22 protein-coding genes are annotated in these 24253 nt (G+C 56.8%); 8 read left to right on the top strand and 14 right to left on the bottom strand.

All coding sequences use genetic code 11. The features are described 5' to 3' along the window. Positions 1-88 precede the first annotated feature (88 nt). A complete protein-coding gene (gene lpdA / locus N805_RS22520) occupies positions 89-1489 on the top strand; it encodes a dihydrolipoyl dehydrogenase (RefSeq protein WP_019470272.1) in 1401 nt (466 codons plus the stop codon). A 498-nt stretch (positions 1490-1987) separates the two neighbouring features. Further along, complete coding sequence (locus N805_RS22515) at positions 1988-2320, top strand: DUF2790 domain-containing protein (RefSeq protein ID WP_019470273.1); 333 nt, start codon at positions 1988-1990, stop codon at positions 2318-2320. A 225-nt stretch (positions 2321-2545) separates the two neighbouring features. Here N805_RS22515 and N805_RS22510 read toward each other — a convergent pair whose 3' ends face one another. From N805_RS22510 to N805_RS22465, 9 genes are all read right to left on the bottom strand, one after another. Then, positions 2546-2872, bottom strand: coding sequence for a four-helix bundle copper-binding protein (locus tag N805_RS22510; protein ID WP_371113209.1), 327 nt, complete (start codon positions 2870-2872; stop codon positions 2546-2548). 160 nt (positions 2873-3032) lie between these two features. Further along, on the bottom strand, positions 3033-3386 hold the full coding sequence (locus tag N805_RS22505; protein WP_019470275.1) for a copper-binding protein: 354 nt from the start codon (positions 3384-3386) through the stop codon (positions 3033-3035). Beyond that, on the bottom strand, positions 3383-6541 hold the full coding sequence (locus tag N805_RS22500; RefSeq protein WP_019470276.1) for an efflux RND transporter permease subunit: 3159 nt from the start codon (positions 6539-6541) through the stop codon (positions 3383-3385). Before N805_RS22500 ends, N805_RS22505 begins: the two co-directional genes overlap by 4 nt. Then, positions 6538-8001: an efflux RND transporter periplasmic adaptor subunit gene (locus N805_RS22495; protein ID WP_019470277.1), complete on the bottom strand. Its 1464-nt coding sequence runs from the start codon at positions 7999-8001 to the stop codon at positions 6538-6540. Before N805_RS22495 ends, N805_RS22500 begins: the two co-directional genes overlap by 4 nt. Continuing rightward, a complete protein-coding gene (locus tag N805_RS22490; protein ID WP_019470278.1) occupies positions 7998-9248 on the bottom strand; it encodes a TolC family protein in 1251 nt (416 codons plus the stop codon). Before N805_RS22490 ends, N805_RS22495 begins: the two co-directional genes overlap by 4 nt. Positions 9249-9823: 575 nt before the next feature. Then, positions 9824-10762 (bottom strand): CDF family Co(II)/Ni(II) efflux transporter DmeF, encoded by a 939-nt coding sequence (dmeF, locus tag N805_RS22480; protein WP_019470280.1) that lies wholly within the window; start codon positions 10760-10762, stop codon positions 9824-9826. Between the two features lie 7 nt (positions 10763-10769). Continuing rightward, the gene (locus N805_RS30235; protein WP_080889158.1) at positions 10770-11045 is read right to left on the bottom strand and encodes a metal/formaldehyde-sensitive transcriptional repressor; all 276 of its coding nucleotides are present in this window, start codon (positions 11043-11045) and stop codon (positions 10770-10772) included. A 116-nt stretch (positions 11046-11161) separates the two neighbouring features. Further along, positions 11162-12538, bottom strand: a complete 1377-nt coding sequence (locus N805_RS22470) for a heavy metal sensor histidine kinase (protein WP_019470282.1) — start codon at positions 12536-12538, stop codon at positions 11162-11164. Beyond that, positions 12538-13215, bottom strand: a complete 678-nt coding sequence (locus tag N805_RS22465) for a heavy metal response regulator transcription factor (RefSeq protein WP_019470283.1) — start codon at positions 13213-13215, stop codon at positions 12538-12540. Before N805_RS22465 ends, N805_RS22470 begins: the two co-directional genes overlap by 1 nt. 165 nt (positions 13216-13380) lie before the next feature. Between N805_RS22465 and N805_RS22460 the strand changes: the two genes are divergently transcribed. From N805_RS22460 to N805_RS22435, 6 genes are all read left to right on the top strand, one after another. Continuing rightward, positions 13381-13587, top strand: a complete 207-nt coding sequence (locus N805_RS22460) for a co-regulatory protein PtrA N-terminal domain-containing protein (protein WP_019470284.1) — start codon at positions 13381-13383, stop codon at positions 13585-13587. A 181-nt stretch (positions 13588-13768) separates the two neighbouring features. After that, entirely contained in the window at positions 13769-15682 is a 1914-nt protein-coding gene (locus N805_RS22455; protein WP_019470285.1) for a copper resistance system multicopper oxidase, read from the top strand. A 14-nt stretch (positions 15683-15696) separates the two neighbouring features. Next, complete coding sequence (locus N805_RS22450; protein ID WP_019470286.1) at positions 15697-16020, top strand: hypothetical protein; 324 nt, start codon at positions 15697-15699, stop codon at positions 16018-16020. Further along, the gene (locus N805_RS22445) at positions 16010-17125 is read left to right on the top strand and encodes a copper resistance protein B (RefSeq protein ID WP_019470287.1); all 1116 of its coding nucleotides are present in this window, start codon (positions 16010-16012) and stop codon (positions 17123-17125) included. Before N805_RS22450 ends, N805_RS22445 begins: the two co-directional genes overlap by 11 nt. A gap of 10 nt (positions 17126-17135) precedes the next feature. Beyond that, the gene (locus N805_RS22440; RefSeq protein ID WP_019470288.1) at positions 17136-17918 is read left to right on the top strand and encodes a c-type cytochrome; all 783 of its coding nucleotides are present in this window, start codon (positions 17136-17138) and stop codon (positions 17916-17918) included. Then, on the top strand, positions 17908-18363 hold the full coding sequence (locus tag N805_RS22435; RefSeq protein WP_019470289.1) for a DUF411 domain-containing protein: 456 nt from the start codon (positions 17908-17910) through the stop codon (positions 18361-18363). The genes N805_RS22440 and N805_RS22435 overlap by 11 nt, the downstream gene beginning before the upstream one ends. Before the next feature lie 115 nt (positions 18364-18478). On the opposite strand, the gene N805_RS30225 is transcribed toward N805_RS22435, so the two are convergent. The 5 genes from N805_RS30225 to N805_RS22415 form a co-directional block, all read right to left on the bottom strand. Next, positions 18479-18826 carry an NAD(P)-binding domain-containing protein gene (locus tag N805_RS30225; protein ID WP_230676096.1) on the bottom strand — a complete coding sequence of 116 codons (348 nt, stop codon included), beginning with the start codon at positions 18824-18826 and terminating at the stop codon, positions 18479-18481. Between the two features lie 123 nt (positions 18827-18949). After that, the gene (locus N805_RS22430) at positions 18950-19597 is read right to left on the bottom strand and encodes a hypothetical protein (RefSeq protein WP_019470290.1); all 648 of its coding nucleotides are present in this window, start codon (positions 19595-19597) and stop codon (positions 18950-18952) included. A 199-nt stretch (positions 19598-19796) separates the two neighbouring features. Continuing rightward, entirely contained in the window at positions 19797-21140 is a 1344-nt protein-coding gene (locus N805_RS29430; protein ID WP_019470291.1) for a hypothetical protein, read from the bottom strand. A 2-nt stretch (positions 21141-21142) separates the two neighbouring features. Next, positions 21143-23143, bottom strand: a complete 2001-nt coding sequence (locus N805_RS31070) for a hypothetical protein (protein ID WP_026034340.1) — start codon at positions 23141-23143, stop codon at positions 21143-21145. Then, a complete protein-coding gene (locus tag N805_RS22415) occupies positions 23140-24099 on the bottom strand; it encodes a hypothetical protein (RefSeq protein ID WP_028614091.1) in 960 nt (319 codons plus the stop codon). The genes N805_RS31070 and N805_RS22415 overlap by 4 nt, the downstream gene beginning before the upstream one ends. Positions 24100-24253 lie beyond the last annotated feature (154 nt).

Here is a 24253-nt window from a genome sequence, read left to right as displayed (position 1 = left end):
CTTATACGCGCAGCAGATTGTATACAATTCTTGCATCTCAGCTTAACCTTGTGCCCCTCTCGCGCTTCTACATCCTGGAGTTGAACCCATGAAATCCTATGACGTGGTGATCATCGGCGGTGGCCCTGGCGGCTACAACGCAGCCATCCGCGCTGGCCAGCTGGGCCTGAGCGTTGCCTGCGTGGAAGGCCGCTCGACCTTGGGCGGCACTTGTTTGAACGTGGGCTGCATGCCCTCCAAGGCACTGTTGCATGCATCCGAGCTGTACGAGGCCGCCAGCGGTGAAGAGTTCGCCCACCTCGGTATCGAAGTGAAGCCCACCCTCAACCTCGCCCAGATGATGAAACAGAAGGACGAGAGCGTGACCGGCCTGACCAAAGGCATCGAATACCTGTTCCGCAAGAACAAGGTCGACTGGATCAAGGGTTGGGGCCGCCTGGACGGCGTCGGCAAGGTTGTGGTCAAGGCTGAAGATGGCAGCGAAACGGCGCTGCAAGCCAAAGACGTGGTCATCGCCACCGGCTCCGAGCCCACTCCTCTGCCGGGCGTGACCATCGACAACCAGCGCATCATCGACTCGACCGGTGCACTGTCGCTGCCGCAAGTGCCCAAGCACCTGGTGGTCATCGGTGCGGGCGTGATCGGCCTTGAGCTGGGTTCCGTCTGGCGCCGACTGGGCAGCCAGGTCACCGTCATCGAATACCTTGATCGCATCTGCCCGGGTACCGACACGGAAACCGCCAAGACCCTGCAAAAGGCACTCGCCAAGCAAGGCATGGTGTTCAAGCTGGGCAGCAAAGTGACTCAAGCCACTGCAAGTGCCGATGGCGTGAGCCTGACGCTGGAGCCTGCTGCCGGCGGCACCGCAGAATCGCTGCAGGCCGATTACGTGCTGGTGGCTATCGGCCGCCGCCCTTATACCAAGGGGCTGAACCTTGAAAGCGTGGGCCTTGAAACCGACAAGCGCGGCATGCTCGGCAACGAACACCACCGCACTTCAGTGCCCGGTGTGTGGGTGATTGGTGACGTCACTTCCGGCCCGATGCTGGCGCACAAGGCCGAAGACGAAGCGGTAGCCTGCATCGAGCGCATTGCCGGCAAGCCCCACGAGGTCAACTACAACCTCATCCCAGGCGTGATCTACACCCGCCCGGAGCTGGCCACCGTGGGCAAGACCGAAGAGCAGCTCAAAGCCGAAGGGCGTGCTTATAAAGTAGGCAAGTTCCCCTTCACCGCCAACAGCCGCGCCAAGATCAACCACGAGACCGAAGGCTTCGCCAAAGTCATCGCCGATGCCCAAACCGATGAAGTGCTAGGTGTGCACCTGGTGGGCCCAAGCGTCAGCGAGATGATCGGTGAGTTCTGCGTGGCCATGGAGTTCTCGGCCTCGGCAGAAGACATCGCCCTGACCTGCCACCCCCACCCGACCCGCTCCGAGGCCTTGCGCCAGGCAGCGATGAATGTGGACGGCATGGCGATGCAGATCTGATCGTACCCCTTCGCAGCCCAAGGCATTCAACTCGTATGTCCTGGTGCGCTATTGCCTGATCTTCAGTAAGCAAAAAGCCCTCCAAGTGGAGGGCTTCTTTTGGATTTAGAGAATTAAAACTGTCGTACCAGAGGCCCAAATTCCGGGGCCTGCAGTGACCTTGAAGAAGAAGCTAAAACTGTCGCGGAGCGCTTAAAAGCCGATTTAGGTCGGTGATCTAGAGAACTAAAACTGTCGAAGTCAGTCACCATGCGGCCTCTGGAGATTTTTGCAGCCTGCGCTTCTGGTAATCATGCGATCGTCTCATCTGAGCCCATCTACCTTTCGCAACACACCTGCTCGAACTCTGTCGGCCGGCCCGGAGACGGGTACCGCAAACTGTCTGCGTGGGGATAGCGCAGTCACCCAGCACAGCCTTACAAAGATGTAATGCCTGGATCACATGGATGACAGCTACCAGGCCTTAGGCTTCAGTCATGTTTTCATGGAGTGACTGAAATGATCAAAGCCAAATGCATCGCCGGCCTACTTCTCTTAATCGCCTCCTCATCCGCTTTCTCCGAAGGAGGTTCTGATCGCTTGCACGGGAAAATGATTCAGGCGAATGAGCAGGCTATGCGTGCATACGCAGCTGCCAATGGAAAAAAACCACCTGAGGTGATCCATTATCGCTACGGAATGAAGCTGGATGTGGCGAGAATCATCAGCAGGACTTCGACCTACGGCAGCTGCGACGTGATGCCGGCGCAGATGAATTACGAAGACTCAACAGGAGAGCTGAGAATCCTCGAATATCGCACTGCCGGAATTAACTGCCGGGGTCAAAACTGACCGAAGGACAGGTTAATTCTTGGACAAGCTGACCACGACGAGCGCTACAGCTGGTCGGCCGGCAGGGGCCCTTTACCTTGGGGCCCTTGCATTACATGCCGGGATACAATCCTCTGTCGGCAGAGTGGTCACCAGTGACTACCCGCCTCTCTGGGGGCGTTGTGATCGACCGACCGAGGTCTTCCCTAAGTACTTTGCAAAACAGCGACGGTCGGTCGAAATTAATTAGGCAGCCATTGCTTCGCAGGATTGTGCGCAGGCCAAACAGGCCTGAGCGCAATGCTGGCAGTGGTCTGCCTTATGCTTACCGCACTCCTCCCCGCAAGCGCGGCAAATTCTGGCGCACAGCGCACAAAATTCCTTGGCGAGCATGCTTTCTCGTGCCATCAAGGTAGCCGCAAGCTTGCACATATCTGCGCAATCCCTGTCCAGCTTGATGCAGTCTGCCATCATTTTTACGTCCTGCTCTTGCAGGCAGGCTGACGCGCAGCCTTCACAGGACAGCGCGCAGCGCAGGCATTCCGAGATGCATTCATCAAAGCGACTGTTCATGGTCATATCTCCGGTATCGGGTCGATGTGATGCCAATGCACCGTCTCATGACGGTATGTAGCGTTCGACCTGACGGGTTCCTGAAGATTGATTACATTTCTGTAAGCTTGTCCGAATCATCCCGGTATGAAGGCGCGCCCGATCATTCAAGGCTTTTCAATCACTGCTTCTGGATGCTCACGATTTTCGCGACGCTTCCCTCCATACGGAACCCAAATTTCACCTTGTCTCCTACGTTCAAGCCCCTCAGCTGTGCAGGCTCAGCTTGGAAACCCATGGTCATCGCCGGCCATTTGAGCTCTGCTACCGAGCCGTGCGCCAAGGTAATTTTTCCGCTTTGAGGATCCAGCGCCTTTATTGTCCCCTCAGCATGCGCAGTGGGTGCCGCCTGGCTGCCTTGGTCCCCCTCGGCGGAAGCTGGCATTTTCTTCATGTCCATGCCATCCATGTCCTGGGCATGCACACTGGTGGCGAAAGCGGTGATCAGGCCTGCGATAACAATTAGCTTTTTCATAGGATTTCTCCTGAGAGGTTGGGGGTAGTTACAGCAAGTTCGCGGCGGCGGATCAGCCAGTACGCCGCAGGGATTACAAAAAGGGAAAGCAAGGGGGCGGTGAGCATGCCGCCCACCATGGGCACCGCGATGCGGCTCATGACCTCGCTGCCGGTACCGCTGCTCCAGAGGATGGGCAGCAGGCCTGCAACGATGACTGCCACAGTCATTGCCTTGGGCCTGATGCGTTGCACCGCGCCCTCACGGATCGCGTCGAGCAGCGCTGCTCGTGTGGTTTCGCCTTTGGCTTGACGCTCAGCCCAAGCGTTATTCAGGTAGATGAGCATGATCACCCCAAACTCCGCCGCTACGCCGGCTAGGGCAATGAAACCAACGCCTGTGGCCACCGACAGGTTGTAGCCCAGCAGATAGAGCAGCCAAACGCCCCCAGTTAACGCGAACGGTAGCGTGCCCATGATGAGCAACGCCTCACCGAGGCGGCCAAAGGTCAGGTAGAGCAGCACGAAGATGATGGCCAGCGTCGCTGGCACCGCCCAGGCCAGACGGGCGTTCGCCCGCTCCAGGTATTCGAACTGGCCGGAGTAGCTCAAGCTCATGCCTGGATCGAGCTTTACCTCGCTGTCGATCGCCTGACGCAGGTCTGCCACAACAGACGAGAGGTCCCGGCCGCGCACATCGATGTACACCCAGCCCGAGGGACGAGCATTCTCGCTCTTGAGCATGGGCGGGCCATCAGCAATACGTATGCGGGCCACGCTGCCAAGGGTCAGCTGGCCGCCCTGCGAGGTGTAGATCGGCAGTTGACGCAGCGCCTCTACGGAATCACGCCATTCGCGTGGATAGCGCACGCTGATGGGATAGCGGGCCAAGCCTTCAACCGTTTCCCCAATGGTTTCGCCACCAATGGCGCCGGCGACAATGGCCTGTACGTCGGCGATGTTCAGACCGTAACGAGCTGCGGCATGGCGGTCGATATCCAGATCAATGTAGCGTCCGCCAGTCAAACGCTCTGCCAGCGCCGAAGTCACTCCAGGCACCTTTTTCGCTGCCCGCTCCACAGCGAGGGTAGCCCGGTCTATCTGGTCCAGGTCGCTGCCAGCAACCTTCACGCCGATCGGGCTCTTGATGCCGGTGGCCAGCATATCGATGCGGTTGCGGATGGGCGGGATCCAGATGTTGGTCAGCCCAGGCACACGCACAGTGCGATCAAGCTCCTCGATGAGCTTCTCCGTGGTCATTCCTGGACGCCATTCACTCTTGGGCTTGAGCCGAACGGTGGTCTCGAACATCTCCAGCGGTGCCGGGTCGGTAGCTGACTCGGCGCGGCCGGCTTTACCAAAGACAGTGGCCACTTCGGGAACGGTTCGAATCAGACGATCCGTTCGCTGCAACAGCTCTGAAGCTTTCTGCGCCGAGAGTCCAGGCAAGGCTGAAGGCATGTAGAGCAGATCACCTTCATCGAGCGGAGGAAGGAACTCGCCCCCGAGATGATCCAAAGGCCACAGACTGCTGAGCAGGATGAGCAATGCTCCAGCGAGGGTAACCAGAGGCCGGCGCAGGACGACCTCCAATGCCGGACGGTACAGCCGGATGAGGCCCCGGTTGAGCGGGTTGCGCTGTTCCGCAGGCAGTGGCCCTCTGATCCAGTACCCCATCAGCACCGGAATCAGGGTCACCGATAGCGCAGCCGCCGCTGCCATTGCGTAGGTCTTGGTAAAGGCCAGGGGTGCAAAGAGGCGCCCTTCCTGGGCTTGCAGCGTGAACACCGGGATGAACGAAAGCGTGATGATCATGAGGCTGAAGAACAGTGCCGGCCCTACCTCGACGGCCGCCTCCGTCATTACCCTCCAATGCGCTTCTCCCCGCAAAGGTTGACCAGGATGCCGGATATGCCAGGCCTCAACACGTTTGTGGGCGTTCTCGATCATGACCACGGCAGCGTCCACCATTGCACCGATGGCAATAGCGATTCCGCCAAGGGACATGATGTTGGCGTTGATGCCCTGATGACGCATGACGATCAGCGCTATCAGGATTCCCACGGGCAGCGAAACGATAGCCACCAATGACGAGCGCAGGTGCCAGAGAAAGGCTGCGCATACCAACGCCACTACCACGAACTCCTCGATCAGCTTGTGACTGAGGTTCTCCACGGCACGGTCGATCAACTGGCTGCGGTCGTAGACGGTGACAAGTTCCACCCCGGCTGGCAGGGCTTTCTTCAGGGTTTCGAGCTTAGCCTTGACGTGCGCGATGGCCTCCCGAGCATTCTTCCCGCTGCGCAGGATCACCACACCTCCTACGGCTTCGCCGAGGCCGTCCAGTTCGCCTATGCCTCTGCGGGCTTCCGGACCTATCTGCACCGTAGCGACGTCGCCTAATGTCACCGGCACGCCCTTGGTAGCCAGTCGCAGGGGTATCGCTCTGAAATCATCCAGCGATCGCAGGTAGCCGGCCGCACGTACCATGAATTCCGCTTCGCCTTGCTCCAGTACACCGCCACCGGTCTCCTGGTTGGCCTTGCCTATAGCCTCCACCACCTCAGCCTGGGTGATACCGAGGCTGGCCATGCGCAGCGGATCGAGCACGACCTGATACTGCTTGACCATACCGCCGATGGTGGCCACCTCAGCGACATCCGGCAGCGTCTTGAGCTCATAGCGCAGGAACCAGTCCTGCAGGCTGCGCAGTTGCGACAGGTCATGGCCGCCGTTGCGATCGACCAACGCATACTGATAAATCCAGCCCACTCCGGTGGCGTCCGGGCCCAGTACCGGCTTGGCTGCCGCAGGTAATCGCGATTGCGCCTGGCTCAGGTACTCAAGCACCCGTGAGCGCGCCCAATACAGATCGGTGCCGTCCTCGAACAGCACGTAGACGAAGCTGTCACCGAAGGCGGAGAAACCGCGTACCGTTTTGGCCCCCGGAACCGAGAGCATGGTTGTGGTCAGCGGATAGGTCACCTGATTCTCAACGATCTGGGGAGCCTGGCCTGGGTAGGACGTGCGGATGATCACCTGCACGTCCGACAGGTCGGGCAAGGCGTCGATTGGCAGGCTACGCACCGAGACGAAGCCCCATGCCACCAGAAACAGCGTGGCGAGGAGCACCAGCACACGGTTGCCTACCGACCAGCGGATCAGTTTGGCAATCATGGTTGGCCCTCCAACACTTTGATCTGCTCAACGACCATGCCCTCGTCGCGTTCGCGTATGCCAAAGCGAATCTGCGCACCGATCTTGAGGCCATCAAGGAGAGACTGCTCAGCCACAGGGAAGGTCATGGTCATCCCTGGCATGCCCAGGGTGATGAAAGGACCGTGGGCAACGGTGAGCTGGGTGCCGTCTATCTGCACGACACGGCCATCCGCTTCATGCAGGGCTGGCCCCGCATTAGGCTGACTATCCTGCACCGTCGCCGCCTCGATGCCTTTCAAATTAGCGTCGGAGTCCAACAGGAATTGCCCGGACGCGACGATGCGCTGTCCTGCCTGAAGACCCTGCAACACCGCAACTTGGCCTTTGCTCTCCTGGCCCAACACGACTTCCACCGGCCGGAAGCGACCACCGTCTTCAGCCAGCATCACCAGGTCTCGCTTGCCGGTGCGGATGACCGCCTCGGCAGGCACCAAGAGGCTTTGCTCGGCAGACTCGCCGGGATGGAGAGCCACTTGAGCGGTCATCCCAGGACGAAGCCGCCTATCTCGGTTGGGCAACTCAATACGCAGGCGCAACGTGCGGCTCTGCAAATCGGCATCGGCGAGCAACGCGGTCAACTTGCCCGGTACGGGATCGCCTGGGAACGCTGGCAATTGCGCCTGCACAGGCTGGCCTTCGCGAAGGCCTTGAGCCTGGGCTTCCGGCACAGCCGCTTCCAGCCAGACGTTGGCCACTCCATTGATCCTTGCCAAGGTAAGCCCCGGCGTCAGCGTCATGCCGGGTCGCAAATCGAGAGCCTGAATTACACCGGCAGTGGGTGCGGAGAGGGTGACCGAGAGCTGCACCTTCCCAGTGCTCGCGACCCGGTTGATCAGGTCGGCCGGCATGCCGGCGAGCACGAGCCGCTGTCGTGCCGCCGCCGTCAGTTGCGCGTCGCCGGCATGCCTCAACGCCAGGTATTCCTCCTGCAAACCAGCCCACTCCGGGGTCAGCACATCGGCTAGTGGAGCGCCTTTGGCAACGATGTCCCCCGTCGCTCGGCCATAGACGCGTTCGACGTAACCGCCAGTTCTGGCCTGCAACACGCTGAAGTCGCGTTCGTCGAACGTCAGAACGCCGCTCACACTCAGGGTCCGTTCTAGTCGCCCAGCCGTCACCGTTGCCAATCGAATCCCAAGGTTTTGCTGGAGCCCAGTCGAGACCTGAACCGCAGGCTGCTCCTCGCCAGCCGTGTCATCCGAATACTTGGGCACGAGCGGCATGTCCATGAACGGCGATTTTCCGGGCGCCGGGAAGTGCTGCTGGGGATACATCGGGTCGTACCAGTACAGCGTTTTTTTTTCCTCACCTACTGGCTGCGATGGCGAATACGCACCTCTCCCACCTAGCCAGAAGCCAGCGCCTATCCCAATAGCAAGGGCAGGAGCCACGAGCAAACCAATCGACCTATTCCTCATGCCAGCACCTCTCCATAAACGAAATGCAGACGCGCTGCTGTTGCCGCCAACTGTCCTTGCAGGTCCACATCCTGTAGCAGTGCCTCCACACGCTGCCGGCGTGCCGACAGCACTTCACTCAACGGCGACTTACCGGCGCGGTAGTCCGCCAGAGCGAGGCGTACCCGGTCCTCGGCCAGGGGCAAAAGTGTTTCGCGACTGCGCCGCACTGCCCGTTGCAAGCGTTGGTACTCGGCAAGGTCTGTTTCAAGCTGGGCTTGATGCTCGCGCAGGGCAGCGTCCTGCTCATCTTCCAATTGGCGAACTTGTGCGCGTCGTGCCGCAATCATCGGGTCTTGCCGTGAGCTGGTGAACAACGGCAACTGGAAGCTGACTTGCAGACTGACCATGTTGCTGAAGTCCGGGCCACGGCGCTGATAATCCACTCCCCAGGACCAATCCGATTTCTTTTCCGCCTGAGCCTGGTGTACCTGGGCCTGAGCCTCGCGTGTCATGGCGTTGTAGGTATTGAGCTCCGGATGGGCATGGACGGAGTGCAAATATTCAGCTGCGTCTACAGGCCAGACAGGGAAGGTCGGCGCGCCTACTTCGGCGTCCTGCCCAATCCAGCGCTTCAGCGCGGCTCGCGCTTGGGCTGCCTGACTCAACAAAACGTCTTTCTGCTCGTCCAGCTGCGCGGCTTCTTGCTTGGGAGCCAGCGTATCGGCGGTGGAGCCTGCGCCTCCGGCCAGGCGGGCCCGCACCGTGGAAGCCAGCAGCTGGTTTTCTTTGTAGAAGGCGTCGAACTGTTCAAGCTTTCGCTGCACGGTGTACGCAGTAACCCAAGCCTGTGCGGTTGCCGCCCTAACCTTCAAGCGTTCGAAGATCGCCTCGGCATCGGCTCGATCGACCATGGCCTGCGCTGTCTCTACACGTGCTTTGCGTTTGTCCCGGTTCGGTACTTCTTGGGACAGGCCAACCACCTGCATGGTCATGAAGTCTCTGTTCATGCTCCAGCGATCGGCGCCTTCAACCGGCAGGTTTTGTACCCCAAGATTCAGGCGCGGATCGGGTAGCTCGCCCGCTGGAATGACCGCGCTGCGCGCAGCTGATGCCTGCTCCTGGCGGGCCTGTAGAGAGGGAGCGTTGCGTTCAGCCAGTTGCAGCGCTTCATCCAGCGACAGCGTTGCAGCCTGAGCCGAGACAGCCGGCAGCAGTATGAACAGGACGGCCGTGCTTATCCGTCCCTGAAAACGTTGGGGAGTCATCAAATGATTCCTCGAAAGATCAGCGCCCAGGCGCGTGCCATCGCCCCGCTGCTAGGCGGAACGACGGTGTGAAATTAAGAGGGAATCAGACGCGGGGAGGCCGCCATGGATCGGGGGGAGAGCCTGTCGCTATGCCTACCGCGTAGGTATCGGCAGGTCGTGGCTTGGCGAAAGTCAGCCCAGGCGTCAGGAAGCTGAGCTGTACGGTACTGGCAGTCCTGCACTCCTGGCCGACCTTGCAGGATTTGGCATGATCGCCAGTCTTACCCAGGTCTTGGTCCTGGCAGCAGTCATGGTCCATACCCGCCATCATTTCCATGCCCATGGCCTGCATTGGGCAAGGTTCAGTCGCCGAATCGATGCCCGCCATCCCGTTAAGCGGAAGCGCTACGATAAGCATCAGGATGGTTAGCAGTCGAATGAACCGTTTCATGATGGGCGAGTATAGGTTACCGGGATGAATTCAGCATTAAGGGGTCGGGGCTGCACTAACCAGTCGTTTTGAGCTAGTGGCGGCGCTTATGCTTGTGTTGGATGAGCGATGACGCCGTACAGCTTCGCCAACAACAAACGCCCTAACTCGCCGCAGCCCTATATTCCACCGTGAGGTGGACCACTTCATGTATCGGCGTCAGTGCGGCACGAATATCGTCGGCTGTGAAATCTAACGAGCCAGTCACGCTGACAATTGCCGCTCGGGCGTCAGGCCCCACCCTCCACACATGAAGGTCTGTGATCTGTAGCTTGCCGGAATGATTAAGTAATTCCCGAATTTCCTCAGCAACGTGGTCGTCCGTTTTATCAAGCAGTACAGAGGCCGTGTCTTTCATGAGGGACCACGCCCATCGTGCTATCACGACAGCGCCCACGAGCCCCATAACCGGATCAAGCCACACCCAGCCAAGAAACTTGCCTGCGAGCAGCGCGACGATTGCAAGGACTGATGTCACTGCGTCAGCAAGGACGTGAACGTACGCTGAACGCAGATTGTTGTCTTCGCCATGCCTGTGGCCGTGAGGCCCATGCGAATGACTATGCGAGTGGCCGTGTCCATGATCGTGATGATGACTCCCACCAGCCAGAAGCAAAGCACTGACGACATTCACAATCAGACCGCTGATAGCGATCATAGTCGCCGTTCCAAACTGCACCTGGGTCGGCTCAAAAAGACGCAGTACCGATTCGATACCGATGCCTAACGAGATCAAACCAAGAATCAATGCCGATGCGAAGCCTCCAAGATCACCTACTTTGCCTGTACCAAAACTGTAGAAGGAACTCTCAGAATGCTTTCGGGCATAGGCGTACGCCGCTGCTGCAATTCCTAATGCTCCTGCGTGCGTTGCCATATGGAAACCATCTGCCAACAGCGCCATTGAGCCTGTGATATGTCCAGCGGCGATCTCAGCTACCATCATGACGACAGTAAGCAGGACTACCCACAAGGTGCGCTTGGCATTGTCGTCGTGAGCAACACCAAGAAAGTTATGGCTGTGTACGTATGTGGTGCTCATGCGTTTCTCACTTCGAATATCGGCGTATTGCTTCAAGAAGCTCTTCAAGACCCTGTGCTCGTTCCTGGTCAGTCAGGCCGGGCTTCGCTACATGTTCCCGAGCATGGTCCTCAATGATTTCGTCAAGCAGCCCGTTTATCGCCCCACGGGTTGCGGCAACCAAATGCAGTGTCTTTGCGCAATCGGCTTCGCCATCCAACGCACGTTCGATTGCTTGGACCTGACCAGCGATACGCTTCACGCGCTTGAGCAGTTCATCCTTCGCCGCCTTAGTGTGCGCCATACTATACCCCCCTAACCTATGTGGAACGTGATAGTGACGCTCCGGCTACTCAAAAGCAACGGCGCACTTAGCTCACCCGAGTAGCTGCGAGTAAGCAATGGTGGCTGAGAAGCTTCCTAATTACGTGGGAAACAGACGTGGAATTCAGTTACGCCATTGACGGAGCTACACCATACCCGGCCCTTATGGGCTTCAACGATAGAGCGTGTTATCGCAAGGCCCAGCCCAGCATTGGCAGGGCTTCCCTCCCGCCTGGCTGGATCGGCTCGAAAGAACCGGTCGAAGATCTTGCCAATGTGCTGGGGATCGATGGTTACCCCGGTGTTACGCACGGTAAGCATCACGCTTTCATGTGTCTGCTCGATCTGCACCGATATCTCGTTGGCTTCCGGGGTGTAGCGCAACGCGTTCGATAAAAGGTTGGAAAGCGCTCGGTCAATCATCAAGCGATCGCCACGAACCTTGCCATGACCTTGGAGGGTCAGCTGAACACCCCGGTCCTCAGCCAGGAACTGGTAGTACTCGAACAGCTTGGATACGAGCTCGGAGAGTTCCACATCGATCTGCTCGGGCACGATCAGACCGTTATCCGCCTTGGCGAGGAACAGCATGTCGTCGATCATGCGCGACATGCGCTTGAGGTCTTCCAGGTTCGAATAGAGGTTTTCCTCATAGGCATCCAGGTCACGCTTCTTGGTGAGCACCACTTCGGTATGGGTCAGTAGGTTACTGACCGGCGTTCTCAACTCGTGAGCGATATCGGCAGAGAAGTTGGACAACCGAACGAATGCATCCTCCAACCGTCCCAGCATCCCGTTGAAAGACAGGATGAGCTCCTGAAGCTCTAGCGGCACGGGCTCCAGGGGTATGCGCTCGCGGAGCGATCTTGCCGACATCCCGGTGGCTACTTTGGTGATTTGCCCAACAGGCCGAAGCCCACTCTTGGCCACGACCCAACCCAAGCCGGCGCTCACAATCGCGCTGATCACCAAGCCGATGCCGAACCACCATTGCAGGGTGACAAAGAAATGGGCGTGAGTGGTGACATCGAGCATCAGCACGGCCGTCACCGGCTCAGGCTCGCCCGCGATGGTCAACTGGGCGGTGATACCGCGGAAGTTCTGCGCTTCATCTTGCCATTCCCAAACGGCGCCCCTGTGCGCCTGCTCGAACTGTTGAGGAATTTGAGAGGCTTTGGAGTCTGAAAAAAGGACCGTTCCGTCAACCTTGGTGATTTTCGCCGACAGATCCTGATGTGCGCCGAGCAATGCCCGCAGCTGCTGCTCCTGATCGTCGAGCCCGCCTCGCGCTGCTGAGATGGACAGGATATGACGCGTTGACTCCAGCTTTTCGGAAAGCGCCTGCTCATCCAGCATCCGGAAATGGTGCTGACTGAGCCCGTAGAAAGCCACGCCGGCAACGACCAGGACAGCAGTCACCGCGAACATGAACATCAGGGTCAGTCGCTTGACGAGCGATGATTGCGGGCGCATCACTCGGGCACATCCATCATGTAGCCCATGCCTCGGGCGGTATGGATGAGCTTTGGCGCGAAGTCGTCATCGATTTTGGCCCGCAATCGGCGAATCGCGACCTCGATCACGTTGGTGTCACTGTCGAAATTCATGTCCCAGACCTGAGACGCGATCAGCGACTTGGGGAGGACCTCGCCGCGTCGGCGCATGAGTAGCTCCAACAGGGAAAACTCCTTGGCAGTAAGGTCGATCCGCTTGCCGTTTCGCGTAGCTCGACGCTTGAGCAGGTCTACCTCAAGGTCTGCCATCTTCATGGTGGTTTGAGCAGAACCACCGTTGCCTCTGCGCAGCAACGTGCGAACCCGAGCCAGCAGCTCCGAGAACGCAAAGGGCTTCACCAGGTAATCATCAGCGCCCAGCTCCAAACCTTTCACGCGATCGTCTACGCCATCACGGGCAGTCAAGAAAAGGACCGGTACATCCTTACCCGCTGCACGGATCTTCCGCAGGACCTCCCAGCCATCGAGCCCCGGCATCATCACGTCGAGGATCAGCAAGTCATACGCTTCGCTCTGCGCCTGTTGCAGGGCGTCAGTGCCTGTCATCACCCGGTCAACGGTGAAGCCAGCTTCTGTTAGGCCTTGCTGGAGGTAGACGCCGGTTTTCGGCTCATCTTCGGCTACGAGTAATTTCATCTGCTCTCATCCACGCGGGGTGCATCTCCAGTTTGCAGGAAAAAAGACGCCCAACCAGAAGCTGACGGAAAAGTAATGTCGAGATCAGTTTTCTGACAGCACCGCGAGGCTAACTTGACCCTGTACCTGACGCCATGAGGCGCAGAACCCACTGAGGATCTCCAGATGAACATGGTCAAAGCAATTGTGATGGTCGTTACCTTCGGTATGGCAGGCATCGCCCTGGCAGAGGGCGGCGCGGACCGGACCTTTGCGCGGATGGAAGCGGCTCGCCAAAGCTCCATGCAGGCCTACCAGGTTGCGCAGGAGAAGAAAGAGCAGGCGCCAGTCGCCGCCCAGTCGAGCAAGCATGCCGGCCACGAAAGCTGCTGATCCGAGCTTACAGAAATGTAATCACCCCGGAATCTGAACTATGGCAGTTTCAGACTACGGCCTCTCATCAGTCTTGCGCAGTGGCGAAAGTCTACGAGACTGGTGAGAGCTCCAATGAACCCAAGGGCTGCACCATCTAGCAGCCTGGATATCAGCGATCTACCTGACTGGACGCAACGGCATGCAAAGCAAAACCACGAGACGATCTTTCGTCAAAGGCCTGGCCGCTACCGGACTTCTGGGTGGGCTCGGCATGTGGCGCGCGCCGGTCTGGGCCGTGACCAGCCCTGGCCAACCGAACGTGCTCAGCGGCACGGACTTCGATCTGTATATCGGCGAACTGCCCGTCAACATCACGGGTGCAGCTCGTACGGCCATGGCCATCAACGGCTCCGTGCCAGGGCCGATCCTGCGATGGCGCGAAGGCGACACCGTGACGCTGCGCGTACGCAACCGGCTGAAACAGGACACCTCCATTCACTGGCACGGCATCATCCTGCCCGCCAACATGGACGGTGTGCCGGGCTTGAGCTTCCACGGCATCGCTCCCGATGGCATGTACGAATACAAGTTCAAGGTCCACCAGAACGGCACTTACTGGTATCACAGCCACTCAGGCCTCCAGGAACAGTCCGGGGTCTATGGGGCGTTGGTGATCGATGCCAAGGATCCGGAGCCGTTTGTGTACGACCGTGATTACGTCGTCATGCTCAGCGATTGGACGGATGAAGATCCGGCGCGGGTGCTCTCCAAACTCAAGAAGCAATCTGACTACTACAACTTCCACAAGCGCACAGTTAGCGACTTCGTTGACGATGTGAGCGAGAAAGGCTGGTCGGCCGCTGTAGCGGATCGGAAGATGTGGGCTGAAATGAAGATGAGCCCCACCGACCTCGCTGATGTGAGCGGGTATACCTACACCTACCTCATGAACGGCCAGGCTCCGAACGGCAACTGGACGGGTATCTTCAAGCCCGGCGAGAAGATCCGCTTGCGCTTTATCAACGGCTCGGCCATGACCTATTTCGATGTCCGGATTCCTGGGCTCAAGATGACTGTTGTGGCTGCTGACGGCCAGTACGTCAAACCCGTATCGGTCGATGAGTTCCGGATTGCCGTTGCCGAAACCTACGATGTCATCGTCGAACCCGAAAACGAGCAGGCCTATACGATCTTCGCGCAATCCATGGACCGTACCGGGTACTCCCGAGGCACCTTGGCAGTTCGTGAAGGCTTGCAAGCGCCCGTGCCGGAGGTAGATCCGCGCCCGATCATCGCCATGAGCGATATGGGCATGGACCACGGCAGCATGGGCGGAATGGATCACAGCGGCATGGCTGGCATGGACCAGGGGAACATGGCCGGCATGGACCACAGCAAGATGGCTGGAATGGATCACGGCAACATGGCCGGCATGGACCACAGCAAGATGGCTGGAATGGACCATAGCAGCATGGCCGGCATGGACCACAGCAAGATGGCTGGAATGGACCATAGCAACATGGCCGGCATGGATCACAGCACGATGGCTGGGTTGAGTCATGAGGGCATGGCCGGCATGAGCGGTGCAATGCAGAGCCATCCGGCTTCCGAGACAAACAACCCGTTGGTCGATATGCAGACCATGTCGCCGACCCCGAAGCTGAACGATCCGGGAATTGGCCTGCGCAACAACGGGCGCCGAGTGCTGACCTACGCCGATTTGCGGAGCACCTTCATCGATCCCGATGGTCGAGAGCCTGGACGCACAATCGAACTGCACCTTACCGGCCACATGGAGAAGTTCGCGTGGTCGTTCGACGGTATCAAATTCTCCGATGCTGAACCGCTGCGGTTGAAATATGGCGAGCGTCTTCGCATCACCTTGGTCAACGACACCATGATGACTCACCCCATCCATCTCCACGGTATGTGGAGTGATCTGGAGGACGAGAACGGCAACTTCATGGTTCGCAAGCACACCATCGACATGCCACCTGGCTCAAAACGAAGCTATCGCGTCACCGCAGATGCCTTGGGACGTTGGGCCTATCACTGTCACCTACTGTTCCACATGGAAATGGGCATGTTCCGAGAAGTCCGTGTGGACGAATGAGCTGGAGATTTGAGATGAGCAAACCAATGAAACGAAGCGCCTTTTTCCTCTCTGCTGCGATGGTCGGCATGTTGGCTGTTTATGCCCCGTCGTCGTGGTCCAGCGACAACCATGATCAGCATTCCCAGAAATCCACCGAGGCCGGTAAAGCCAAAGGTTCGCAGGACAAGCAGGGTCAGGGGATGAACCATGAAGGCATGGACCATGGGTCCATGGAAAGTATGGACCACGGCTCGATGAAGGGGATGGACCATGGCTCGATGGAAGGCATGGACCACGACAAAATGATGGAATCGCATGGCAGCGACAAAGCTAAGGCAGGGAAAGATGGTCAATAGCCTTGGGCGGCCTTCACTGCTGGCCCTGACTGTTTCAATCGGCATGCTGGGCGTAACGCCCAGCTTCGCCGCTGAAGAAATGGATCACTCGGGCATGGATCATTCGAAAATGGGGCACGGTTCCATGCAAATGGATGCTGTTCCGTCCGAATCGATGCCGGCGATGGATCACAGCAAGATGGGGGTGAGCAAACAGCAGAAACAGCCTGCCCCTGTTGATCACAGCCAGATGGGGCATGCTCAAAGCCAGAGCAAATCCAGCCCGGTGGACCATAGCAAGATGGACCACAGCAAAATGGGCCATGGAAACATGAAGGGCATGGATCACGGTTCGATGAAGGGCATGGACCATTCCCAGATGAATCATGGTTCAGCGATTTCTCCGACCACAACGAGCCGCACGCCGATTCCAGTGCTCACTGATGCCGACCGCGAGGCAGCCTTTCCGCCTTTGGGTGGCCACCAGGTGCACGACAGCGGAATCAACAGCTTCTTCCTATTGGACCAGCTCGAATACCAAGACGCCGATGAGGGCAGCACCCTGGCCTGGGACGCATCAGGCTGGGTAGGCGGCGACATCAATCGACTCTGGGTTCGCTCGGAAGGCGAGCGCACCAATGGGGTAACCGAAGACGCTGAGCTGCAACTGCTATACGGGCGCTCGGTCAGTCCTTGGTGGGACGTGGTCGCCGGAGTCCGTCAGGATTTCAAACCGGAATCACCGCAGACCTGGGCAGCCTTTGGTATTCAGGGCATGGCCTTGTATGACTTCGAGGCCGAAGCTACGGCGTTCATCGGCGAGAACGGCCAGACTGCTGCGCGTCTTGAAGGCGAATACGACATCCTGCTGACCAATCGCTTGATTTTGCAGCCCACGGCCGAGGCAAACTTCTATGGCAAGAACGATCCTGAGCGCGGTGTTGGCTCGGGTCTGGCCAATACCGAAGTCGGGCTGCGTCTACGGTATGAAATTGTCCGCCAGTTTGCCCCGTACATAGGCGTTACCTGGAGCCGCTCCTACGGCAACACCGCTGACTTCATCCGAGACGAGGGTGGAGATGTTAATGAGGCACGCTTCGTTGCCGGCATCAGGATGTGGTTCTGAGAATTCCAACATGAAAAGAACAATTACAACGCTGCTTGTGGCCGGTGCTGTCGGAAGTGCTGCGGTACTGGGCACGGCGTATTTCGGCTTGGTGAATGTCGGCGCCGATGATCCTCACTTCCCGGCTGTCCATTCGTTTCTCGCCATGGCTCGCGACCGGTCGATTGAGGTTCGAGCGCGAGACATTGAAGTGCCTGACCTGAAGGACGCTGCGTTGATCAAGGCAGGCGCAGGCAACTACAACGCCATGTGCATTGGGTGCCACCTCGCCCCTGGCGTTGGGAAGACAGAACTTAGCCAAGCGCTATACCCGTCGCCACCTGACCTCACCAAGGTGGGTGTCGGAGGCGATCCGGCTGCCGCGTTCTGGACGATCAAGCACGGCATCAAAGCCACCGGCATGCCCGCTTGGGGCAAGAGCATGGGTGATGAGTACATCTGGGGAATCGTCGCGTTCCTTGACCAACTGCCCCAAATGAATCCTGAGCAGTACAAGTCCTTAGTGGCCACGAGCGGCGGCCATCAGCACGGCGGCGGTGAAAGCGATATGCATAATCATGAGGGCCAGCACGGCGGGAGCGGTCATGCCGAGCGTGGCGATCACGACGAAGCGGCAGATGACGACCATGCTCAGACAGCTCACGACCATGGAGCTGCACCCGCAGGCGCCGCCCAAGCCGCAGATCATCACGGTGACCACAATGCGGCCGAAGCCCATTCGGACGCCCACCCGAAATCGTCGACAAAGACGCATGTTCACAAAGACGGTAAGGAGCACACTCATGCCAACTAACCGGATACTCGTTCGGCTAGCCGCAATCGCTGGGCTGCTGGTGGCCTCGGCGGCCTACGCCGCAGAGCCATTGTCCATCGACGTTCACCGAGATGCGAACTGCGGTTGCTGCAAGAAGTGGATCGCGCACCTGGAAGCCAATGGTTTCAAAGTGACCGACCATGTTGAGACGGACATGAGCGCAGTGAAACAGAAGCTGGGCGTAGCGCCACGGTTAGCGTCCTGCCACACAGCTGTGATCGACGGAAAGTTTGTTGAAGGCCACGTGCCAGCTGAGCAGGTTCGAGAACTCAGGGGGCGGACCGATCTGGTCGGGATAGCCGTCCCAGGAATGCCAGCTGGATCCCCAGGCATGGAGGTTGATGGCGTAAGCCATGCCTACCAAGTCATTGGGTTAACCAAAAGCGGAGAGGACCTAGTAGTCGCCAACTATCCAGCCAAATAACGCACCGACTAGAAAGACGGCAGTAGGCTGACTGCCGTCCCATATATCCTCGCTAGAAAGCTTCAACAGCTCAACACGACGACACAGAGGGCCTGCAAAGCGTAGCTAATCAGATTCACGGCGCTCGCGGACTGGCTTGAGTACGATATCGCTGTTGAGAAGCTCGATGGAGAGTCTGTCGCCCGTCGTGACCCCGAACCCGGTGAATTTCAGCCAGGCAGGAAAATCCAGTCCCAGGGAAAAAGCGGATCTTCTCGCGGGTTGCCAGCTCTACCTGTGCAACACCGGCAAGCTCATAGGCAATCTGAACAGCCGAGTTCGCAGCTCCCACAACGACAACACGCTGACCGGCAAAGGCCTCAGGTGTTCGATAAGCTGAGCTATGCAGACAGCGTATTGAAAAGTTCTCCAGCCTAGGAATATCAGGCATGAAAGGACGGCTGAAGCCCGCTGATGCCACCATCACAGCACGCGCAGTGAAAGTCGCTCCGTTGGCGGTGCGAACCTAAAATGCATTATCCTTCTGTACGACCGCCACCACACGGGTGCTGCAACGGTCACCAGCTTTCTAAACCTACAGGGATCGCTACACGGGCTTATCTTCTATTTCCAGACGACTGACCATAGGAGAAAGCGAGATAACGGCTCGCAAGCCCTCATGATCGGCATCAGACCATGCCAGATCCTGTAAATCGTTGAGCGCGCCCTGCGTTGGAATTGACTGAAGAGCTTGCGTCGTCGGGTGGTACACGAAGGCGTAGAGACCTTTCTCAATCGCCCTGGAGACATGGCGGTGCCAATTAAAATTGCCGCCATCTGTCATCGTGTCCGCTGCCAGAAAGATGTCGTAGTACTGAACGATGTAGTTGAAAAGCACCATCTGTGAAATATCGCGGAGAGCTAGGGAATGACGGCTACTCGCCGATCGCCAGATTGAGTTGCGCGCAAGGAGTCGGCTACTGACTCCTGGGGCACGCACGAGCGTGACCTTGTCATAAAAGGCCACTGACATCTCGATATCGTCGACCAGGGCGATTTCAAATTCACTCTTTGCCGGTCCCAGTCGACGGTCAACACGAACCAAACGATACCGAGGGTCAGCCTTAAGACCTGCCAGCTCATTGATCTCGCGCACCCCGTCAGCCGCTGTGAGCAGCGTGTAGAAAGCAGAGTTGTCAGCTGTGCGTGCAAGTAACGCTGAGAGAGCACTACGCTCTTGAGCTGCAAGGGACATGTCGGCGTCTCTGTGAGAGCTATCGTCAGTGATCTACAAGCTATCCGGTAGCCTAAGATTCCACAATCGTTCGAGCGGGATAGAACCTGCTTTGCCTCAAAGGTCCTCATGGGGGGCCAAGTGATCAAACAACACCTCTGGGCTTGACCACCTGAAGACGGCAAATGGATAGCTACCCCTATACCTAATGGATTTTTTCTCAGCGCGTTTGCTGCTTAGCAGGCTTCTGACCCCTGCATTCATATTCGAAGTACAGTTTCTTCTGTTCCTCCTCACTCAGCTTTGCTGCAGGCGGCCTCCGAGAGCTCTTGCTAGGCTTTTTGTCACTAGGCTGAACAATTTGCGCCTTCGCCGCGCGCTCTGCCGCGTTGAGGGCAGAATCGAAGATCGTTTCGGCCACCTGTCTATCTCGCTCGGCAATGGCCGACTGTGCAACGCTACTCGTATAAGCCGTCGGCAGATCAAACGGACACCACAAATCGGGGCGAGCCTTCTGCAATCGTCGTTCACCTAATGCCAGATTATGGAGAGCTTGGACATCGCCCGCATTGGCGGAAAACTCCGCAGAACGAAAGGCGCTACCGAGGTCATCCATCTCAATCCAGGCCCGACCAGATTTTCGACTTTCGATGTATGCCTGCTTCAAAAGATGCACCGCAATCCGCTTAATCCCGAATGTGTATCGATGGAGCTCTGCGGCAAAATCTCTTCCTCGGGTGCGGATATGACCGCCGCAGACCCTGACGCACTCATTTGCATATGCCTTCCAGTCCTCACTGCCAACCTCATCAGGCAGCATGATCCGAGGTTCGGGGAGTAAACGCTGCTTGTCCTCATTGTTCCGTTTGAAGAGCTTATGCCCAAGACTGAAGTTAGATACGAAAACTGCTGGTGGGCCTATGCGCATCAATGTCAGCAGAATAGTAACTATCCTCGCTGTACCTAAACCTAAGCTGATATGCTGAGTTTCATCAAGTAATAGCAATGAAACTATATCCCTGTATGCACGGCGCCGACACTCAAGCAGTAGCCTATCAAAATTACCACTTTTGCGACCTGAGCCTCCAAACAAAAACCACAAGAGCAAGCTCTTGCCGCTCTCCTTGCCTTCCGCACTCGCGTACCAGTAGGATTCTAGAGTGAGAGCTCCGCCAAAGTATGGCGAATGATACTCTGATGGCACCGGCATTACTTTTTTCAAAGCATCAATTGTTCGACTCTTACCCAATCCAGCCAAACCCGTTAGGCATATTGGTACAAGCTCCGTTATAGGAGGATTATAAATCTTCGCCTGGTGCTCGGCCTCGTTTGGAAAAACATAGCAATGATGCGTAAAAGCTCGGCCAACCATTTCATGTATAAAATCCAGCGAAAATTGATTAGGTATGAACGATTGCTTCAATGCATCGGCTATTATTGTTGCCGCCATAAATGGCTCCGCGTCAGCTAGCGAAGAAACGGGATCAGGCTTCACAGTAATTGCTTTCCGGACAAATTCATTATCCATAGCGAGAGTGAAGCGTTCTTGCAGTGTGCCGGTCATCTTTACTTTCCTCGGCTTCTATCGAAATCCGATTTATCACGCCTTGAAGCTGCGCTTTTGGACGGCCGTCCCTTAATGCGCTTAACAGCTTGCCAATCCTCTCCCGTTTCATGCTTGAAAGCGTCCCGCTGGACCTGCTGCAACGCCGCTCTCTGCTCCATTATTTTAGCTACCTCAGCGCGCCTGAGACCGTCAATCTCTTGTAGCTTACGCAAAGAGATATCTCTTTCCCCCTCAAGGGTCCTAATAGTGCGCACCATATCAAGTTCGTACAAAACACCGTTTAGATCAAGCCAAATATGGCGAACACACATGGTAAGCACGTAGACACTTGTTTGAATCACTGAGTCTTTTGATACTCGGTCAAAAACGCCTGTAGCTTCTAGTTCGGGCGACCTATATTTTCGGCCATAAAAATATACGGCGTCTTGCTTGATAGTTGCAGGATGCTGAGCAAGGAAGGATCTAACGGCAGTTTCGAACTGCATTCCGATAGATGAATCACGCCCACGTCCACTCCAATAATTCCAAACCCCGATAGGTGTGGCCTTTACTCCTGCGAGAATTAGAGCCTCCTCCATTCTACCGGTAGCATCAGACCCTAGGTTGTCCTCCAGCACCTGCCTGATCTCCCGCCTGGCCATGGTGACGAAATTCAGTTTGCTTTGGACAACTACCGGCTGCTCCAGATCATTTTTATCGCGTGGGTGCGATGACTCGACTGTAGATTTAGATTGACCCGAAAATACCGGAGTTAGCTCAAGCTCACCGAGCCAGTTAATCTGTGGCTCGACATCATAATTTGCACCGGGGCCTCTATCAAATACGACGCTACCGGATAAGCCCTCGCAGGGCCAGTGTTCGGGCGCGATCTCAACGCCAAAAAGCTCACAGAATTTGACCTTACTCAAAGCCATGGAGAATAAACACATCCGATAGGACTCCATGTTTTCCCTACCTTCGGAAAATCCAATTCCGACGATGGCTCCTGATACACCGCACACTGCACGAACGACACAAAAGGAGTCAACTACACTTCCCTCTGTCAGGCCGCTTAGTTTTTCACTGATATAGTATCCATCGAACTCAGAAAGCTGATTAACATTAATCAATTTTTCTGAGAAACTTCCTTTATCACCTGCCCTGGCGCGCGCCTTGTTCGCACCTCTCTGCGCGACTTCACGCTTTCGCAAGCTGAAATTTTTTCTGATCCAATATTGAATCTGTGCTAAAGACGGAAAAGGAAGCCCCTCGGGATGACTAAACATATAGTCCCCTGATTTTTCAATCGCACGACACCCAAACTCGTTGATAAGTATTTCACGACGAATTCTATCCCAAGTATGGGATGGTGATGTAAATTCTACATATCCCGAGCATATTTTCTTCTGCATTTCCAAATCGCAGGGATATCCTGCCTTTTTACCCAACGGCGAAGGCCGTCCAAGTTTTACCGTGCGATTGGGTCCCATCCTATCCCACCCACCTATACAGTGAGTTCGTGGCATCAACGCCCACTTGTTACGTCCAAACGTGATGTAGGCGTAGAACCACAGACGTAGCCGCGCAGCATTCTGTCTAGGGATAGAGGCATTGGCGCGAGCATTGATCACAGCGTTTGGATTCTTGCTGATGAGTATCTTTTGGGTGTCGCGCACCAGGTCAGATATCGCAAGGAAACGACGGTTAACCTTTTCGTCATAGGATTCCTTGGCAGAAACGCGACACTCCTCTAGGTGGGATATGGCTACACCCTCGATACGTTTTAGCCAGGGCGGATACTTTTCTACCACTCCGGTCTCCAGAAGTACTCCGGTCTCTAGCGCCTCTTCGAATTGAGTTGAGGTTAAAGTTATTAGAATCGGAACAGGATTTTTTCCAATGATGAACTCTATTAGCCGAGCTCGGTTATGGCTTGGATCGTTTACAAGAAAATAGTAGGTAACACCTTTGCAGAGTTCCCCAAACCCTTCGGGTGCGATCAACTGAGCGCCGGTAATCATGAGACTTGCTCCGTAAAAAGCGAGTCGTACACCTGCAGCAGATCACCTCCCTCTGTTTCCAGGGGGTGATCAATGAGGATTGGCTGGAAGAAATTGACCTTCAACCTTCCTTCCCAAATGTCTTGGTAAAACCGCGCCGTAAACTGGCTAGGAGCGCCCCAACGTTTACTGAATTTAGAAATCACCAAAAAGGCGGGCTCACCCTTGGCGATGAATTCTTTGACCTCTGCACTGAAATCGGACAGCAGCTCTATGGGGTGGGACAGAGACAAGCCATGCATCGGAAAAATCAGGCCAAGATTGGCCTGTACGGTAGGAGCAATGCTGTCCAAAGACGCTTTCACCGTCCTGATGCCAGCACTTGCATAGTAAGCCGCCTCCAGTTCAGCTCGGCCCTCGGCGTAATCTCGATCTTTCCGCTGCTGTGCCGGGGTCTTCAGGCTGGACAGACGCCGCTCACCGAAAGCCGCGCCTTGATCCTTGATCGTCCAATTCACGGCGTAAGGGACGCCATTGGCACCCAGCAAATAGAGGAGTAGGTCCCCTTGATAAGGGAACGGCATCCTGCGCCAGACACCTCCAACCCGCACTGTTACTTCGAAATGCTTGAACCCGATTTCCTTGGCGATTTCTAAAGTCCCACGAACAGGCGGCGGGAACCTACCCTTCATAAGCGGATGGCCACTCAGCGGGTGGCGAGCTTCGTATGGCGAGAGCATTCGTTGCTCATGCATATCAAGTAAGCATGGAGAGTGCAGAGCGAGCTGAATGAAAACACGCTCAGGGTTGGACATTGCATGGATAGCACGATTGAGCTTTCGGCTGTTCAGACGCGAGATACGAGACCTCTTAGGGGCTTCTCTAGGAACCGCCAACGTCGAAGGAACGTACGAATCGCCCCACTGAAAGTCTCTTTGTCGACTCATGATGAGGTCAAATTGCTGCTGCCTGTTCATGTTTTTCTTCCCGTTGTCATGGGGAAAGCAGCCGCAGCGCTGACTGGGGATAATTTGTCAGGACTGCAGCAAACCCTTGCCAGTCGGGCATCCGACAGCACCTTGCGCTGTGGATAACGCCAACTTTCTTGTGGATGAACGAAGTCGTGCGGGA

The sequence above is a fragment of the Pseudomonas putida S13.1.2 genome (assembly GCF_000498395.2).
Taxonomy (GTDB): Bacteria; Pseudomonadota; Gammaproteobacteria; order Pseudomonadales; family Pseudomonadaceae; genus Aquipseudomonas; species Aquipseudomonas putida_Q.
Note: the sequence above shows the minus strand (reverse complement) of the source record. Positions and strands in the feature narration are given on the sequence as shown.